The sequence below is a fragment of the Cupriavidus sp. 2SB genome (assembly GCF_005503625.1).
GTDB lineage: Bacteria > Pseudomonadota > Gammaproteobacteria > Burkholderiales > Burkholderiaceae > Cupriavidus.
This window is the reverse complement of sequence record NZ_SCMX01000076.1, coordinates 13,910-30,126: the sequence shown is the minus strand read 5'-3', so window position 1 is coordinate 30,126 and position 16,217 is coordinate 13,910. Positions and strand designations below refer to the sequence as shown.

General features: G+C 65.2%; 16 protein-coding genes. 8 read left to right on the top strand and 8 right to left on the bottom strand.

Going from position 1 to position 16,217, the window contains the following annotated elements; translation table 11 throughout:
- The first annotated feature begins 59 nt into the window (after window positions 1-59).
- From FFS21_RS26050 to FFS21_RS26040, 3 genes are all read left to right on the top strand, one after another.
- Window positions 60-485: a VOC family protein gene (locus FFS21_RS26050; protein WP_137927599.1), complete on the top strand. Its 426-nt coding sequence runs from the start codon at window positions 60-62 to the stop codon at window positions 483-485.
- A gap of 69 nt (window positions 486-554) precedes the next feature.
- Complete coding sequence (locus FFS21_RS26045) at window positions 555-758, top strand: SlyX family protein (RefSeq protein ID WP_137927598.1); 204 nt, start codon at window positions 555-557, stop codon at window positions 756-758.
- Window positions 759-850: 92 nt separating this feature from the next.
- Complete coding sequence (locus tag FFS21_RS26040; RefSeq protein WP_171020494.1) at window positions 851-1,414, top strand: DUF1439 domain-containing protein; 564 nt, start codon at window positions 851-853, stop codon at window positions 1,412-1,414.
- A gap of 6 nt (window positions 1,415-1,420) precedes the next feature.
- Here the strand turns inward: FFS21_RS26040 and FFS21_RS26035 are convergent, their stop codons facing one another.
- Window positions 1,421-2,260, bottom strand: coding sequence for an NAD-dependent protein deacetylase (locus FFS21_RS26035; protein WP_137927596.1), 840 nt, complete (start codon window positions 2,258-2,260; stop codon window positions 1,421-1,423).
- Window positions 2,257-2,454, bottom strand: coding sequence for an oxidoreductase-like domain-containing protein (locus FFS21_RS26030; RefSeq protein WP_249359657.1), 198 nt, complete (start codon window positions 2,452-2,454; stop codon window positions 2,257-2,259). Before FFS21_RS26030 ends, FFS21_RS26035 begins: the two co-directional genes overlap by 4 nt.
- 215 nt (window positions 2,455-2,669) lie before the next feature.
- Here FFS21_RS26030 and FFS21_RS26025 point away from each other — a divergent pair, with 215 nt between their 5' ends.
- Together FFS21_RS26025 and FFS21_RS26020 are read left to right on the top strand one after the other, a co-directional pair.
- A complete protein-coding gene (locus tag FFS21_RS26025) occupies window positions 2,670-5,009 on the top strand; it encodes a patatin-like phospholipase family protein (protein ID WP_249359655.1) in 2,340 nt (779 codons plus the stop codon).
- A 244-nt stretch (window positions 5,010-5,253) separates the two neighbouring features.
- Window positions 5,254-6,102, top strand: a complete 849-nt coding sequence (locus FFS21_RS26020; RefSeq protein WP_137927603.1) for an IclR family transcriptional regulator domain-containing protein — start codon at window positions 5,254-5,256, stop codon at window positions 6,100-6,102.
- A 42-nt stretch (window positions 6,103-6,144) separates the two neighbouring features.
- Here FFS21_RS26020 and FFS21_RS26015 read toward each other — a convergent pair whose 3' ends face one another.
- Window positions 6,145-6,939: a flagellar brake protein gene (locus FFS21_RS26015; protein WP_137927595.1), complete on the bottom strand. Its 795-nt coding sequence runs from the start codon at window positions 6,937-6,939 to the stop codon at window positions 6,145-6,147.
- Window positions 6,940-7,157: 218 nt separating this feature from the next.
- Window positions 7,158-8,027, bottom strand: coding sequence for a LysR substrate-binding domain-containing protein (locus tag FFS21_RS26010; protein WP_137927602.1), 870 nt, complete (start codon window positions 8,025-8,027; stop codon window positions 7,158-7,160).
- A gap of 126 nt (window positions 8,028-8,153) precedes the next feature.
- Here FFS21_RS26010 and FFS21_RS26005 point away from each other — a divergent pair, with 126 nt between their 5' ends.
- Window positions 8,154-8,777, top strand: a complete 624-nt coding sequence (locus FFS21_RS26005) for a LysE family translocator (protein WP_137927594.1) — start codon at window positions 8,154-8,156, stop codon at window positions 8,775-8,777.
- Here FFS21_RS26005 and FFS21_RS26000 read toward each other — a convergent pair.
- Window positions 8,761-9,297: a methylated-DNA--[protein]-cysteine S-methyltransferase gene (locus tag FFS21_RS26000; RefSeq protein ID WP_137927593.1), complete on the bottom strand. Its 537-nt coding sequence runs from the start codon at window positions 9,295-9,297 to the stop codon at window positions 8,761-8,763. The two genes, FFS21_RS26005 and FFS21_RS26000, sit on opposite strands and share 17 nt — an antisense overlap.
- Entirely contained in the window at window positions 9,294-10,799 is a 1,506-nt protein-coding gene (locus FFS21_RS25995) for a DNA-3-methyladenine glycosylase 2 family protein (RefSeq protein WP_137927592.1), read from the bottom strand. Before FFS21_RS25995 ends, FFS21_RS26000 begins: the two co-directional genes overlap by 4 nt.
- A gap of 201 nt (window positions 10,800-11,000) precedes the next feature.
- Between FFS21_RS25995 and FFS21_RS25990 the strand changes: the two genes are divergently transcribed.
- Window positions 11,001-13,874 (top strand): M16 family metallopeptidase, encoded by a 2,874-nt coding sequence (locus tag FFS21_RS25990; RefSeq protein ID WP_137927591.1) that lies wholly within the window; start codon window positions 11,001-11,003, stop codon window positions 13,872-13,874.
- An 82-nt stretch (window positions 13,875-13,956) separates the two neighbouring features.
- Entirely contained in the window at window positions 13,957-14,328 is a 372-nt protein-coding gene (locus FFS21_RS25985) for a PHA-granule associated protein 4 (RefSeq protein ID WP_137927590.1), read from the top strand.
- 8 nt (window positions 14,329-14,336) lie between these two features.
- On the opposite strand, the gene FFS21_RS25980 is transcribed toward FFS21_RS25985, so the two are convergent.
- The gene (locus FFS21_RS25980; protein WP_137927589.1) at window positions 14,337-14,885 is read right to left on the bottom strand and encodes a hypothetical protein; all 549 of its coding nucleotides are present in this window, start codon (window positions 14,883-14,885) and stop codon (window positions 14,337-14,339) included.
- Between the two features lie 79 nt (window positions 14,886-14,964).
- Entirely contained in the window at window positions 14,965-16,122 is a 1,158-nt protein-coding gene (locus FFS21_RS25975; protein ID WP_137927588.1) for an acyl-CoA dehydrogenase family protein, read from the bottom strand.
- Between the last annotated feature and the right edge of the window lie 95 nt (window positions 16,123-16,217).

Sequence of the window (16,217 nt, the reverse complement as noted above, 5' to 3'; positions counted from 1 at the left end):
ACAAACGCCGGTCCAGAAAACCTCCCGACCCCCGGGACCCACCCCAAGGAGAGTTGTCGATGTCTTCGAAGATCGAGTCGTACCTGTTTTTTGACGGTCGCGCGGAAGAAGCGGCCGAGTTCTACAAGACCGCCATTGGCGCCCAGGTGCAAGGGTTGATGCGTTTCAAGGACGCGCCTCCGGGAGCCGGCGAAGGCTGCACACCTGCGGCGCAGAACGGTGACAAGGTGATGCACATGGCGCTGAAGATCGGCGATACGGTCATCATGGGTTCCGATGGCGAGTGCAAGGGCCAGACGGACTTCAAGGGCTTCTCGCTGGCCTACAACGCCGTGGATGCCGCCGAGGTAGATCGCACGATGCAGGCACTGTCGCAGGGCGGCAAGGTCATGATGCCGGCCGACAAGACGTTCTTCAGCGAGCGCTTTGGCATGGTGGTCGACAAGTTCGGCATTACCTGGATGGTGCTGGTCTACAAGGCCTGACCCGCGCGACCATCCATCGGCCCGGTTGGCCGCATCCCGTACAATGCGCGGCCAACCGGAGAAACGCTGATGGAATCCCGCCTGACCGATCTCGAAATCAAGGTCGCCTTCCAGGAGGACCTGATCGAGACCCTGAACCTGACCGTCGCGCGCCAACAGCAGCAGATCGACCTGCTGCAGGCCCAGTTCCGCGCGCTTTACCAGCAGGTCCGCGCCAGTGCGTCGAGCGCCGCCGAAGCCGGTCCGCAGCACGAAATCCCTCCGCACTACTGAACGCTGAAGCATTGGAACGTCTGGATCACATGCCGGAACGATCGCCGCGCGCTGTCTGTCAGACGGTGATCGATCACCTGCTCCGGAGCGCCATGCCCCTGACCGCCACGACCGCACGGCGACTCGCCGCCACCTTGCTCGCCATCGCTTCGCTGAGTGCCCACGCTGGCTACAACGTCTGGACCGGCGAATACACCTTCAGCAAGGCCGAACTGCAGAGCGCCGTGGAGAAGAGGTTCCCCGCCACGCTGCGTTACGGCGAACTGGTCAGCGTGAAGCTGTCGCACCCCCGCCTCGTACTCGACCCGACCTCAAACCGCGTCACCACGCAGGTGGATGCGGTCATGACGAATACCGTGCTGCCTACGCCGCCGGTCAACGGCACGATGTCGCTGAACAGCGGCGTGCGGTACGACGCCACGCAGCGCGCCGTGCTGCTCGACAAGCCCACTGTCCAGGATGTGCAGGTACAGGGCATGGCGCAATATGGCCAGCAACTCAATGCCATCGGCGCCGTGGTGGCCGAGCAGTTACTCAAGGATTATCCGCTCCACACCTTCAAGCCGGACGAACTCCGCTTCAATGGCAAGGAAGTGGTGCCGGGCGCGATTACCGTGGCGCCAGAGGAAGTACGGGTGCAGTTGAACTTGAAATGAGGCCCGTCAGCCGGCGTCGAGGCCAAGCTCTCCACCCAACACGGCCAGCGTCGGCCCGATGGGCGCCGACACCTTGAGTGCCAGCAGCGGATCGGCGCGCGTGGTGCCTAGGTTGAGTGCCGCAAGCGGCAACCCGCGCTCCTTCGCCCAGAGGCAGAAGCGGTAGCCCGAAAAGACGGTCAGCGATGAGCCGATGACCAGCACCGCATCGGATTCGTCGAGCGCCGCACGACCCGCGTCCACCCGCTCGCGCGGGACCGATTCGCCGAAGAACACCACATCCGGCTTAAGCACGCCTTCGCAGCGTTCGCACACTGGCACCGTAAAGTTGTCGAACAGCGGCGACTCCAGATGCGCATCCCCATCGGCGGCAGGCAGCGCCGTGATGTCATGGAACTCGGGATTGTGTTGCCACAGCCAGCGCTGCAAGTCTGCCCGTGCATAGCGCGTGGCGCATGACAGGCAGATGACATGGCCGATGCTGCCGTGAAGTTCGATCACATGATGGCTGCCAGCGCGCTGGTGCAGGCCGTCCACGTTCTGCGTGACCAGCGCCGACACGCGCCCGGCGTGCTGAAGCTGCGCCACTACGCGATGGCTCACATTGGGAATGGCCGAGGCCGCCACGGGCCATCCCAGCAAGCTGCGCGCCCAGTAGCGTTGCCGCGCGGCGTGGCCGCTCATGAACTTGCTGATCGTCATCGGCGCGGAACGCTGCCAGCGGCCCTCCTCGTCGCGATAACCGGGGATGCCCGAATCGGTACTGATGCCGGCGCCGGTCAGCACGAACAGGCGGCGGTGCTGCCGCACAAAATCGAGCAATGCCGGGGGCGCGGTGTCGCTCACGAGTCGATCTTCACGCGTCCGGCCTGCCGTGCTTCCCAGGCCCTGAGTTCCTGCCGATAGCGCTCCATCTCGTCGTTGTAGAAATCGAACACGCAGGGATCGCAGCCGCTCTGGCAGCACTCGTTGTCGCCGGGACGGTCTGGTGGCAACGGCTTGGGGTCATCGGGAAGGGAAAAGGAGTCGTCGGCAAACACGATGCGGCAGAAAAAAGAGTACCGCGCCAGTATATGCCGCGCGCGTCATTGCGGTCCCGGCAGGCCGGACCGGGACCTTGGGCCAATGTGGCCCCGATCAAACTCTGTTATGCAGGAATCCATGCCCGTGATGAATTGTTTTGTCGGCACGGCGCGGCACACGGCACTGCTGCTAGTGTTGCGCGGAGTCGAATACCGGTGGACTGCATCGAGCCATGGTCCCAGCTTCACGTGTCCTTTCCATCCTGCACCGGGCTGCGCGCATGCTTGCCTGCCTGGCGATGATGGCTGCCGTCATGCCCGCCGCAGCGGCTTCCGAGGCGGGCGGCCAGTTGCTGCCCCCGCCAAACCCCGCACCTGTCGCTCCGTCACCGCTGACGCCCGCCGATCCGGCCAAGCCCGTGCCATCCACCGTGCCGCCGCCACCGGGCCGGCCCAAGGTCTGTCTGGTGCTGTCCGGCGGCGGCGCCCGTGGCGCGGCGCACATCGGCGTGCTCAAGGTGCTGGAGGCACTACGGGTGCCGGTAGACTGCATCGCCGGGACGAGCATGGGCTCCCTGGTGGGCGGGGCGTATGCCACCGGCATGAGCACGGCCAATATGGAGAAACTGGTTGGCGGACTCAGCACGGAATCGCTGTTCAAGGAAAGGCCACCGCGCCAGGACCTGGCGATCCGCCGCAAGATCGAGGACCACACCAACCTCGTCACACCCGAGATCGGCGTGCGCGCGGACGGTCTGTTGCTACCGAAAGGCGTGGTGTCGGGCGTGCAACTCGAAACCGTGCTGCGGCAACTGGCCAATGCGCCGGGCTACCGGGATTTCGACGACTTGCCGATCCCCTACCGCGCGGTGGCCACGGACCTTGTGGCCGGTACGCCGGTGGTGTTCAGCCAGGGCGAACTGGCCAACGTCATGCGCGCGAGCATGTCCGTGCCCGGCGCCGTGGCGCCCACTGAATACCAGGGCAAGCTGCTGGTCGATGGCGGCCTGACCGACAACCTGCCCGTGGACGTGGCGCGCAAGATGGGCGCCGATATCGTCATTGCCGTGAATCTGGGCACGCCGCTGATGAAGCGCGAGGAACTGACGTCGCTGATCGGCGTGACCGGGCAGATGCTCAACATCCTGACCGAGCAGAACGTGCGCACGTCGCTGGCGTCGCTGCAGCCCACCGACATCCTGATCCTGCCCGAACTCGGCGATTTCTCTGCCGGCGACTTCAATCACCTGCTGAAGACCATTCCGATTGGCGAGGCCGCCGCGCAGCGCCAGGCAGAGCGGCTATCGGCACTCTCCCTGCCGCCTGAGCAGTACGCCGCGCTGCGTACCGCCCAGCGCGCGCTGCCGCCCAGCAATCCGGCGCCCGTCGATGAAATCCGCTTCGCGCCGCTCGAACGCGTTAACCCAGCCTTCGCGGCAGCCACCATGGAAACCAAGCCGGGCCAGCCAATCACGCAGGCCACGCTGGACCGCGACATGCGGCGCCTGTTCGGCACGGGCGATTTCGAGCATGTGAACTATCGTTTCCTGGAAGAACCCGGCAAACGCATCATGGCCGTGGATGCCATCGAGAAAACCTACGGCCCCGACTATCTGCGCTTCGGGTTGGGCCTGAGTTCGGATTTCCGTGGCAACGCCTACTTCAACCTGCTGGCCAGCTACCGCCGCACGTGGCTCAACCAGCTTGGCGCGGAATGGCGCACGGACGTGCAGGTAGGGCAGACGTCGAGCCTGGTCAGCGAGTTCTACCAGCCGCTCGATACGCGCCAGTTTTTCTTCGTGGCGCCCCGCATCGAACTGGAGCGCCGGCCCGTGAACGTGTTCAGCGGCGATTCGAAGATTGCCGAGTACGACCTGCGCCGCACCGATTTCGGGTTCGATATCGGCAGCCAGTTCACCAAGTACGGGGAGGCGCGGCTGGGCGTGATCATCGGGCATCAGAACGTGTCGCTCTCCACCGGACCGGAAACACTGACGCCAGCCACCGCCAGCAGCGTGGACCGTCGTGCAATCACCGGCCGCCTGCTCCTGGACCAGCTCGACAACACCCACTTCCCGCGCTACGGGTATGGGGGCGTGCTGAACATCTATTCCTCCCAGGCGGGCATGGGTGCCACCAATACCTACACGAAGGGTGAATTCAACGCCTCGGGCGCGTATTCGGTCGGCAACCACACACTCAGCGTGGGAGTACGGGCTGGCAGCAATCTCGGCGGGCCGGGGCTGCCGCGCTACGACCTGTTCCAGTGGGGCGGCTTCCTGCAGCAATCGGGCTACAGCACCGGACAACTGATTGGCGGCAACCTGCAGTTCGCGCGGCTGGTCTATTACAACAAGCTCGTCCACCAGACCTTCCTGGATGGCGTCTACGCTGGCGCGTCATTCGAGGCCGGCCGCGTCGGGGCGCCGCTGGTGCCAGGCAGCCCGACCGGCCTGCTCAAATCGGGATCGATCTTCCTGGGCGTGGATAGCCCCGTGGGTCCGCTCTATCTGGCCTATGGACGCGCGGCCGCCGGCCAGTACGCGATCTACCTTTTCCTGGGCAAGCCATGAGGCAACCAGGCAAGGATTGCATTCGATAAGTACACCACTCGTTACCCCACCGAAGTTGTATGTAATGTCTCTGTGCACATCTCTATACTTGGCGGGTCGCCACGACCCCTGGCTGACAACCCCCTTGCCCAATCGCCGCCCCGAGCGGCGATATTTTTTTGTCCGGAGTTCGCCTTTGTGGAGCCGGAGCGTTAAGATGCGCGATTATCGAACGCGCAACGCCCCAACGCCCCCTACCGCCTTCATGGACGCCCCCAGCCCCATCACGCTCAAGCCGGCCCAGGCCGATACCGTACGCGCCGCCCACCCGCCGGCCGACATCCTCAACAGCTTCGCGGGCGATCCCAATTTCATGCTGTCGCTGGCCCGGGGTCTGACAGTGCTCGAGGCATTCTCCGAGCGTAAGCGCCCGCTCACCATTTCGCAGGTCGCGCAGCGCACGCAGTTGTCGCGCGCCTCCGTGCGCCGCTGTCTGTATACGCTGGAGCAGCTTGGCTATGTGAGCCAGCAGGACGGACACTTTGCGCTGCGTCCGCGCGTGCTGCATCTGGGGCATGCGTATTTCTCGTCGACCTCGCTGGTGTCGCTGGCCCAGCCGATCCTGGATACGCTCAGCAACCGCGTGCACGAAACGTCGGCGCTGGCCATTCTCGACGGCATCGACATCCTCTATCTGGTGCGCTCGGAGGTGCAGCGAGTGCTGACCCATGCGCTGGGCATGGGTAGCCGGCTGCCGGCCTACTGCACCTCCACGGGCCGTCTGTTGCTGGCCCACCAGCCGGACGCCGTGCTCGAAGCGTTTTTCGAACACGCCGAACTGCGCCCGCGCACACTGCTGACCAAGGTGTCGCGGCCGGAGCTGGAAACCGCATTCCAGCGCGCGCGTGAACTTGACTATGTGTTGATCGACGAGGAACTCGAGCCCGGCCTCCGCGCGATTGCGGTGCCGGTGCGCTCGCAGGCGGGCGCGGTCGTGGCGGCCATCAGCGTGAGCGTGAAGGCCAACAAGGTGTCTGAATCGGAAATGATCGCGCGGCTGCTCAGTCCCATGCGCGAGGCGGCAACCGCGATCGGCAAGCTCGTCGGCACCTGAGGTCCCGAGCCGGGGCGTCTGGCCCCGGTATTTGCCTCGGTACTAGCCCCGGTGCGCCAGTTCCAGCTGGAACACCAGGCGCTGCAGGAAGTTTTCCATGCGGCCATCCGGGTTCAGGAAGGCGCAGCCGTAGTGGTGGACGGTGTTGTCATCGAAACCCACCAGCCAGTGGCCCACCACCTGCATATCCACTTCCAGACGCCCCAGTTCCCCGAAATCGAGCCGGCATCGCTTGATGGTGGTGCCCACCGGCAGCTTGTCGGCACCCACCGCACGGGAGCGCAACCCCACGCCCGACAGCGAAAGGTCGGCGATATCGAGTTGCAGCGCGGTCTTGTCGGCTGAGTCCGGCAACTGGATCTCGCAGCGATAACCCTTGGTCAGCAGGGTGCGCGCGCGGAAATGACGGCGGCGCTGGAAGTGATAAAGCTTTTCCGGGAAGTCCGCGATGAATGCCGGGCCGCCTTCGAAGCGCGTGGCACCGGGAGCGCCGATGGTGAAATTCACCGGCACCCCGCGCAGCAGACCCGAAAACGCGTTCTGCTCTGACGACATCAGCGCCTGGCGGTCGCCATCGACGCGGCACCAGTCGAAGATGAAGGTCCGGTTGGCCGGGTCCACGTGCAGGATCGACGTCACGATTTCCGACCCCTTCCTGGAACGCACGTTCAGCAGGCACTTCTGCCAGGCCATGTCGCGCAGCACGGTGCCGATCTGCGAGCTGTGCGTCAGCCGATAGCGCTCGTCCGAATGCGTCGAGCCATGATCGTCCGGCTCGCCCTCGGCCTGGGATGGGAATTGGCCTGCCTGCGGCCCGCGGGGATCTTGAAGACTCATGGAAATACGCACTTCAAATGGTGGTTACGTCGCCGGCGACCTGGATTGGGGTGAACGACGCAACTCGCTGATATAGGGTCGGGCGGCCAGCGCCGCATGGTAAGCGCGCCCTCTTAGAGGCGCAAGCTCATGGGAAGGCCTTCGGCAAAATAATACGCAACTTTAGCGACAGACTTCCGAGGGGTAGCTTCCGCTACGCTTTCCGCGCCGAAAAACCACTACGTGCAAGGGGAGGCGGAAAGCTCGCCACGCAGCCATTCGAGCAACGCCCGGCGGCGGGCATCGCGGGCAAATGGTACTGGCGAAATCAGATGATAGGCCGAGCCATCGGCCACGAAGCCAGCCGGCGCCACCAGCCGCCCATCGGCCAGTTCGTCGGTCACCATCAGCTCGGACGCCACCGCCCAGCCCTGGCCTGCGGCGGCAGCCTGCAGGCTCAGGTAAAAGTGCTCGTACCAGACGTCGTTCAACCGGTTCGGCTGTGCGAGGTGCCCCTCGGCACTCCGCGCCCAGCGCTGCCAGGCGTCAGGCCGCGTGCGCGTGTGCAACCTGACCATCTGGGCGGGCGGGACATCCGCCTGATCCGGACGACAGACCGGCCCCACTTTTTCCGGCAGCAATTCGCGCGTATGCCAGCGGGGATCGAAGGGGAAATCGTTACGCCGCAGTGCAACATCGATGCCGCTGGTGGCGAAATCCACCGACCCGCCCGCTGCCATCAGATGTAGCGGGATATCCGGATGCGCGGCGGAGAATCGGCCAAGGCGGGGAATCAGCCAGCGCATGGCGATGGTGGGCTCGCAGGACAGCACCAGCGCAGCAGCCGGGGCGGGCGCGCGGATCTTTTCGACTGTGGCGGCCAGCAGCTCCATGGACTGCGTAGCGGCCTCATGCAGCGTCCGGCCCGCGTCCGTCAGGAAGACCGCCCGGTTGCGGCGCTCGAACAGCTCAACGCCTAGGGCCTCCTCCAGTTGGCGAATCTGGCGGCTGATCGCGCCGTGCGTTAGGTGGAGTTCCTCGGCGGCCCGCGCGAAGTTCTGATGGCGCGCAGCGGCCTCGAAGAAGCGAATCCATCCCAGCCAGTGCATCGCATTCATGCCAATCAGTCAGTTTTTCTCACGGAATCCGGCGAGTATATATCGCTTTGCGTACCCATTTCTGCGAGACAAAATGCCAGCCTGAACCTCGACCATCTCTCACAAAAACTGACTGAAATGCTCCCCTCCACTGAATTGCTGGCCGTTGCCACGATCACCATCCTCGCCGTCATCAGTCCGGGCCCGGACTTCGCGATGGTCACGCGCAACAGCTACATCTCAGGCCGACGCACGGGCCTGCTCTGCGCACTGGGTATCGCGCTTGGCGTGCAGGTGCATGTGGCGTACACGATGTTCGGTGTCACGCTGCTGATCGCCCATGCCCATGCGCTGCTGGGGGCGATCAAGTTGCTGGGGGCGGGCTATCTGATCTGGATCGGCTTCCAGACGCTGCGCAACCGGACACCGCTGACGGTCGATACCTCGGCCGCGCCCGCCATCTCCGGCGCGGCGGCGCTGCGCATGGGATTCCTGACCAATGCGCTGAACCCGAAGACCACGTTGTTCGTGGTCAGCACCTACACGCAGGTGGTGAACGTCCATACGCCGCTGCCCGTGCAATTCGGCTACGGCCTGTTCATGTCGGTGGCGCACTGGGCGTGGTTCAGCCTCGTCGCCTGGGCCTTCGGTTCAGCCGCGTTGCGCACAGCCATGCTGCGGCGTCAGCGGTTACTGGATCGGCTGATCGGCTCGACGCTGTGCGGACTGGGCGTCGCGCTCGGGGTCAGCAATCTGGGATGAGGACGAGCGAAGCCTGGCGCATGGCAGGCCGATGCAGCGTGCCTTCCATCGACAGCAGCGCACGTTTGCGATCCACACCGCCCGCGTAACCGGTCAGGTCACCCGACGCGCCCACAATGCGATGGCACGGCACGATGACCGACAGCGGGTTGCGCCCCACCGCGCCGCCCACGGCGCGCGAATGGCTGGGCGGTAGGCCGATGCCCGCCGCAAGCTGCCCGTAGGTCGACATCTCGCCAAAGCCGATGTCGCAGAGCGCCTGCCAGATCCGTTGCTGGAACGGGCTGCCGGCGAACCGGATCGGCACCGCGAAGACCTGCAGAGATCCGTCGAAGTACGCGTGCAGTTCCTCCTCGGCCTGCGCCAGCACGCGTGCATCGGCACCGGACACCACACCTTCCTGCGCAGGATGGTCGGGATAATATTTCTGGCCCGAGAAGAACAAGCCCGTCAGCGCACCGGCTTCGGCGCGCAGCAGGATATGGCCCAGGGGGCTGTCGATGATGCGGTGGTGTTTCATGCTGCCTGCTCCTCCTGTTCGATTGCGCCACCTTGCTTGAGCACTTCGTATCGGTGCCACAGGTGGATTGCCGCATAGGCACGCCATGGCGCCCAGTGCACGGTCATGTTCTGCATCGCGCGGACAGTGCTGACGCCCAGCACCTTGCGCAACGCGTAGTCGGTGCCCGGAAATGCATCGGGCCAGCCCAGCGCGCGCATGGCCACGTACTGCGCGGTCCAGTCGCCGATGCCCTCGATCTCGCGCAGCCGCGCTACGGTGTCGTCGGGCGCCGCATGCGGGTCCAGCCGGATATCGCCGGCCACTATCTTGCGTGCCAGCGCACGGATCGAGCGGATCTTGCCCAGCGCCACGCCGGCCGCCTGATAGTCGGCGTCCGGCAGCGCGGCCAGTGCCTGCGCGGTGGGAAATGCGTGGGTCAGTGGCGCGGCGTGCGGTGTGGAGACAAACCCCGCCATCGCATCCTCGGGGAGGGCATCGCCCGCAATCTGCACCAGCCGTACCAGGATGCGCCGCGCCTGCACCACCGAAATGATCTGGCCGATGATGGCGCGCACGGCAATCTCCAGCCCGTCGAACGTACCGGGCAGCCGCATGCCGGGGGTATCCGCCGCCAGGTCGCCTAGATGGGCATCGACGATATCGGGCCGGCATCCCAGATCGCACAGCCGACGGACCTTGCCCAATGCCTGTGGAATCACCCGGGCCAGCGATGCGGACAAGGTCACGCGCACCACAGTCCGCTTCGGCACATGTTCGAGCCGCACCCAGCCCAGATGCCGCTGGCCGTCGGCGTCGATTGCGATCGTCCGCGTGTAGACCCCGCCGTGCGACTGTTCGACACCATCCACGATCCGCACATTCAGGAATTCAAGCCACTCGGCCCATGCCAGCGGCGGACGGTATCCCAGTTCGAACACCAGTCGATCCGCCATGCCGTCAGCGGCACGGCGGCGCATGGCCAGCGGCGTCAGCCCGTAGCGTTCCTTGAGCACATCATTGAAGCGCCGCACACTGCCGAAACCCGCCGCCAGCGCCACTTGCGTAACCGGCAGCGTGGTATCGGTCAGCAGCCGCTTGGCCAGCAGCAGCTTTTGCGTCTGGGCGTACTCATGCACGGACACGCCGAACTCGGTGTCGAACAGGCGCCGCAAATGCCGCTCGGTCACGCCGATGCGCGCGGACAGTTGCGCCACGCCCGCCTCGGCCATGAATCCTTCGTCGATCAGCGTGGCGGCGGCTTGCGCCAGCCGCCCCGAGATGTCGGCCAGGCCATGGCCGGGCGCCAGTTCGGGCCGGCAGCGCAAGCACGGCCGGAAGCCATGCTTCTCCGCTGCCGCCGCCGATTCGTAGAACGTGCAGTTCTCGCTTTTGGGCGTGCGCACGGCGCAGATCGGCCGGCAATACACGCCCGTGGACGACACGCCTACGAAGAAGCGTCCGTCAAAGCGCCGGTCATGCGAGGCGATGGCCTTGTAGCAGGTGTCGGGATCGAGTTCCATGCCGTGCATCGTACGCCTTTGGTGTCGATCGAATGCGCTGGAATCGGACATTCGCCTCGGGCTCTTCCTGCGCCGCGCCATGCGCTGGATCATGGGCGAAATGTCCCCGATTCTGAAAGTGCGTTGGGCCGCGTTCCGCAGTACCCGGCAGCGGCTAGAATCTGCTCACTTGCGGCGTCAGGCGCCGCGTTCGGAGTTTTCATGGTCCGTCGTTGTTCCGTTGTCCGCATCGTCACCATCGCCGGCCTCGCCTGCGCACTGCTGGCCGCTCCTGTTTCTGCCGCAAAGATTGCCGGGAAGCCGGCGTCTACCGCTGCGGCGGCCGCGCCCGTCGCACGCGCCACGCCGGTGACAACCGTCGAAGGCATCACCGAATACCGCCTGCCCAACGGCCTGCGCATCCTGCTCGCCCCCGACGACGCCCAGCCCACCACCACCGTCAACATGACGTATCTGGTGGGCAGCCGCCACGAGAACTATGGCGAAACCGGCATGGCGCACCTGCTAGAACATCTGCTGTTCAAGGGCACGCCCTCACTGCCCGGTCGGACGATTCCCACCGAGTTCGCGCGGCGCGGCATGCAGTACAACGGCACGACCAATCAGGACCGCACCAATTACTTCCAGACCTTCGCGGCCAGCGACGACAACCTCGACTGGGCGCTGCGCATGGAAGCCGACCGCATGGTCAACAGCTTCGTGGCGCGAGCCGATCTGGACAGCGAGATGAGCGTGGTCCGCAACGAGATGGAGATCGGTGAGAACAATCCCATGCGGATGCTGCAGCAGCAGATGTATGCCGCCGCCTACCGCTGGCATAACTACGGCAAGGCCGTGATCGGTGCGCGCAGCGATGTGGAGCGCGTGGGGATCGAGAACCTGCAGGCGTTCTATCGGCGCTATTACCAGCCCGACAACGCCGTGCTCGTCGTGACCGGCCAGTTCGACCCGGCCCGCACGCTCGCGCGGATCGAGCAGGCGTTCGGACCGATTCCACGCCCCACGCGCGTGCTGCCGCCCGAATACACCGTGGAGCCCCCGCAGGAGGGTTTGCGCGAGGTCACGCTGACACGCTCCGGCGACAGCCGCATCGTGGCGACCATGTACCACGTGGCACCCGGCGCCCATGCCGATAGCACGGCACTGGACCTGCTGTCGGTGATACTGGCCGATACCCCGGGAGGCCGCCTGGAGCGCGCGCTCGTGGATACGCGCAAGGCAGCCTGGCAGGGCTCGTACTTCACGACGATGAAGGACCCCGGCGTGATCGGATTTGCCGCAGGCACCAGCAAGGATCGTCCCATCGAACCGGTGCGCGACGCCCTGGTCGCCACCGTGGAAAGTCTCGCAACGCAGCCGGTCACGCAGGAAGAACTGGAACGCGCACGCGTTCGCCTGCGCAACGCATTCGAGAAGACGCTGAATGATCCTGCCGCCTATGGCATTGCATTGTCCGGCGCCATTGCCAAGGGCGACTGGCGTCTGTTCTTCATCGCGCGCGACCGCGTGGAATCCACCACGCTTGCCGATGTGCAGCGCGTGGCCGAGAACTACTTCCGGCCCGCCAATCGCACGGTCGGCGAGTTCATTCCCGGTGACCGGCCGCAACTCGCTTCCATTCCCGCTTCGCCGGACGTGGCCGCGCTGACGCAGGGTTACGCCGGCAAGCCGGCCGCTGCGGCGGTGGCGGCTTTCGACCCCGCGCCCGCCAACATCGACGCCCACACGCTGCGCGAGACGCTGCCAAACGGCATGCAACTGGCCCTGCTACCCAAGCCCACGCGGGGTGGCGCGGTCCACGGCACGTTGATCCTGCGCATCGGCAGCCTGGAGACGCTACAGGGCAAGGTATCGACAGGAGCGATGACGGCGGCCATGCTCGATCGCGGCGCGGGCGGGTTCGCCCGTCAGCAGATCGCCGATCGCTTCGAGGCACTGAAAGCCAATGTGTCGGTGTCTGGCAGCGCCGAGCGGGTGACCGTGCGTTTCGAGACGCGCCGCGAGTACCTGCCGGACCTCATGGCGTTGTTGCGGACGGTACTGCGCATGCCCACCTTCCCCGGCAACGAGCTGGAAACGCTGCGCGCCAGCAGCATCGCCGGCATCGAGAGCCAGCGCAGCCAGCCGGGTTCGCTGGCGCCCATCGTGCTGGGCCGGCACGGCAACCCCTATCGTCTGGGCGATCCGCGCTACACGCCAACCTTCGACGAGAGCCTGGCCGACCTGCGCGCGGTGACGCTCGATGACCTGCGCGATTTCCACGCAAAGTACTACGGTGCCGAACACGCGCAATTGGCCATCGTTGGCGATTTCGATGCGGCGGATGCCTCGCGCCAGGCCGCATTGCTGTTTGGTGACTGGCGCGCGCAGGTGCCTTTCGAACGTGTGGATCGTCCCTTCATCGACATTCCGGCCTCGCAGTTCACGCTCCAGACAGCAGGCAAGGCAAACGCCGTGTTCGCCGCGTCGCAACCTATCGATCTGGTCAGCGATTCCCCCGACTACCCCCTGATGCTGATCGCCAGCCGCGTGCTCGGCGGCACCGGCATGCGCAGCCGTCTGGCTGACCGCCTGCGCCAACGCGATGGCATCAGCTACGGTGTATCGAGTTCGATCAACATTGGCGCGCTGGACCGTGCGGGACGCTTCGGACTCTGGGCCATGTATGCGCCGCAGAACCTTCCCCGCCTGCGCAAGGCCGTGGACGAGGAAATGGCGCGATTCGTACGAGAGGGCATTACGGCGGAAGAACTATCGGAAGCGTCCAACGGCTTGCTGGAGCAAGGCAAGATCAGCCGCACACGCGACGGTGCACTCGCCGGCGCTCTGGCTAACCAGGCTTATCTGGGCCGCACGATGGCGCACACCGCCGAGATCGAAATGCGGATCCGCACCGCCACGCCTGGGGCAGTCAACGACGCGATCCGTCGCTACCTGGGGTCTGCGACGCTGTCGCAAGCCTTTGCCGGAGATTTCGGCGCGGCGCCCGGCAATGCCGCGGGCGCTTCTGCCGCACCCGCCGCGTCGGGCGGCGGCGCCCCGGCTACCGAAGCCGGAGCGCCGGGCAATCCTTGAGCGCGGGAGACGTTACGTCAGCCTTGAGACGCGCCACCGAACACTGTATATTCATACAGTGTTTTTCAGACTAGAGGTTTGGATGTCCATCGAACGAGCTGGCAGCAAGGCAGAAGCGCTGAGGCTTCTGGATGCGAATCGAGTGTTTGCGCTTGAGCTGGATTACGAAACGGGATGGCAGGATGCCGTGGAGCTCGGCCGGCTTGGAGACAAGCGCGGCATCAAGGTGCAGTATCGCGGACAGGAAAGCGTGGCTGTCCGTTCCCGCGACGCCCTGCTGGCAGGCCTTGGCAAACCCAAGACCACATTCCGGCAGCGGAATCTCTATTGCCAGTTCGATCTCGGGCTGCTGGCCGATCACGAACTGGAACAACTCGAAGCCAAGGCGACCCGCCTGGGTGACTACATCCTGGCTGGTCACCTGCTGCGCGAGGCCGACAGTATCTGGTCCTGAATCGGGGATTACTGCCAGACCCGCGTGGCACCGGCCCAGCGCGCTGCTGCTGACGTATGCATGACCGCGCAGCCGGCCTCGGTGGCAGCCGACGACGCATGGTCGGTGCCATCGATCGACGTCGCACACAGCACGGCGGTAACCAGGGTCTTGATGTCGCCTCGCCCGGATGCGGCCAGCGCGGCGAGCCGCTCGTGGCCGTCCAGCACGATCAGGCTGTCACCGGAGCCGGGGCGCAGTTCCAGCGCATAGAGATGGTCGCATTCGCAGCGCATGCGGCCCCCTGACACCGCCACGACAATCGCACTGGGCAACGCCAGGCCGGACTCGCGCACCGTATCGCGCAGTCGATCCAGATGGGCCTGGGCGCGATAGTCGCGCGCCGAATGCGCAGGCTCCGGCCCGTTCGTGAGCGCGATCAGTTCGTCGGCCGACACCACCAGCGTGTATGCCTGGACCGTCGTGCGATACGTCGCCACGACGGCGCGCAGGCGATGCACGGCATCACTATTTGCAGCGACCAGCCCTTGCGGAGCCGTTACCTGGATATTGCTCATCCTGTCTCCTGCCTCTTGTGCCCTGCCCCGATGTGCCCGGGCTAGCTAACCGGGACGCCGGACGGCGCCCGCCCCGAAATCAGTCGCGCAGCAGTTGCTTGGCGATGATCAGTTGCTGGATCTGGGTGGTGCCCTCGTACAGGCGCAGCAGGCGCACGTCACGATAGAACCGTTCGGCCTTGTATTCGGCGATGTAGCCGGCACCGCCGTGGATCTGCACGGCACGGTCGGCGACGCGACCCACCATTTCCGTACAGAACATCTTCGTGCAGGACGCCAGCATGCTGACTTCCGGATCGCTCTTGCCGGCCGGCTTGGCGTCGTAGCGCTGCGCGCAGTCGCGCACCATCGACAGACCCGCGTACAGTTCGGCCTGGCTGTCGGCCAGCATCGCCTGGATCAACTGGAAATCGCCGATGGGCTTGCCGAACTGCTTGCGTTCCTTCGCGTATTCGACGGCATCGGTAATCAGGCGGTGCGCCATGCCGCATGCCAGCGCCGAGATATGCAGGCGACCGCGGTCCAGCACCTTCATGGCCGTCTTGAAGCCCACGCCCGGCACGCCGCCGATGATGTTGGCGGCGGGCACGCGTACGTTCTCCAGCACCACGTCGCAGGTCTTGGTGCCGCGCTGGCCCATCTTCTTGTCGGGTTTGCCCAGCGAGATGCCCGGCGTATCGGCCGGAATGATGAACGACGAGATACCCGATGCGCCCTGGCCGCCCGTGCGGGCCATCAGCGTGAACGCACCCGCGCGCGGGGCATTCGTGATGAAGCGCTTGGTGCCGTTGATGATGTAGTGATCGCCGTCGGGTTCGGCGCGGGTTTGCAGCGAGGCGGCGTCGGAACCGGCATTCGGTTCGGTCAGCGCAAACGAGATGACCAGTTCGCCGCTGGCGATCTTCGGCAGGTAGTTCTGCTTCTGTTCCTCGGTGCCGTCCATCAGGATGCCCTGCGAACCGATGCCGACGTTCGTGCCGAACACCGAGCGGAACGCAAATGCCGTGTGACCGAGGTCATAGACCACATCGCATTCCTGCGACATCGACAGGCCGATGCCACCGTATTCCTCCGGAATCGAGATCCCGAACAAACCCATTTCCTTCATGTCGGCCACGATGTCGGCCGGCACATCGTCGATTTCCTCGAGCGTGTCTTCGGCGGGCTTCAGGCGTTCATCGATGAAACGCTGCACGGAAGCGCGCAGCAACGAAAAGGATTCGGCGTCGAGGGCCATGGCAAATCTCCGGATAAGTCAGTACACCTGCAATGGCCGCCCATACTACGCCGGCCAATAATTTTGACAATCCTCGCCAACTTGGACAGAACCGA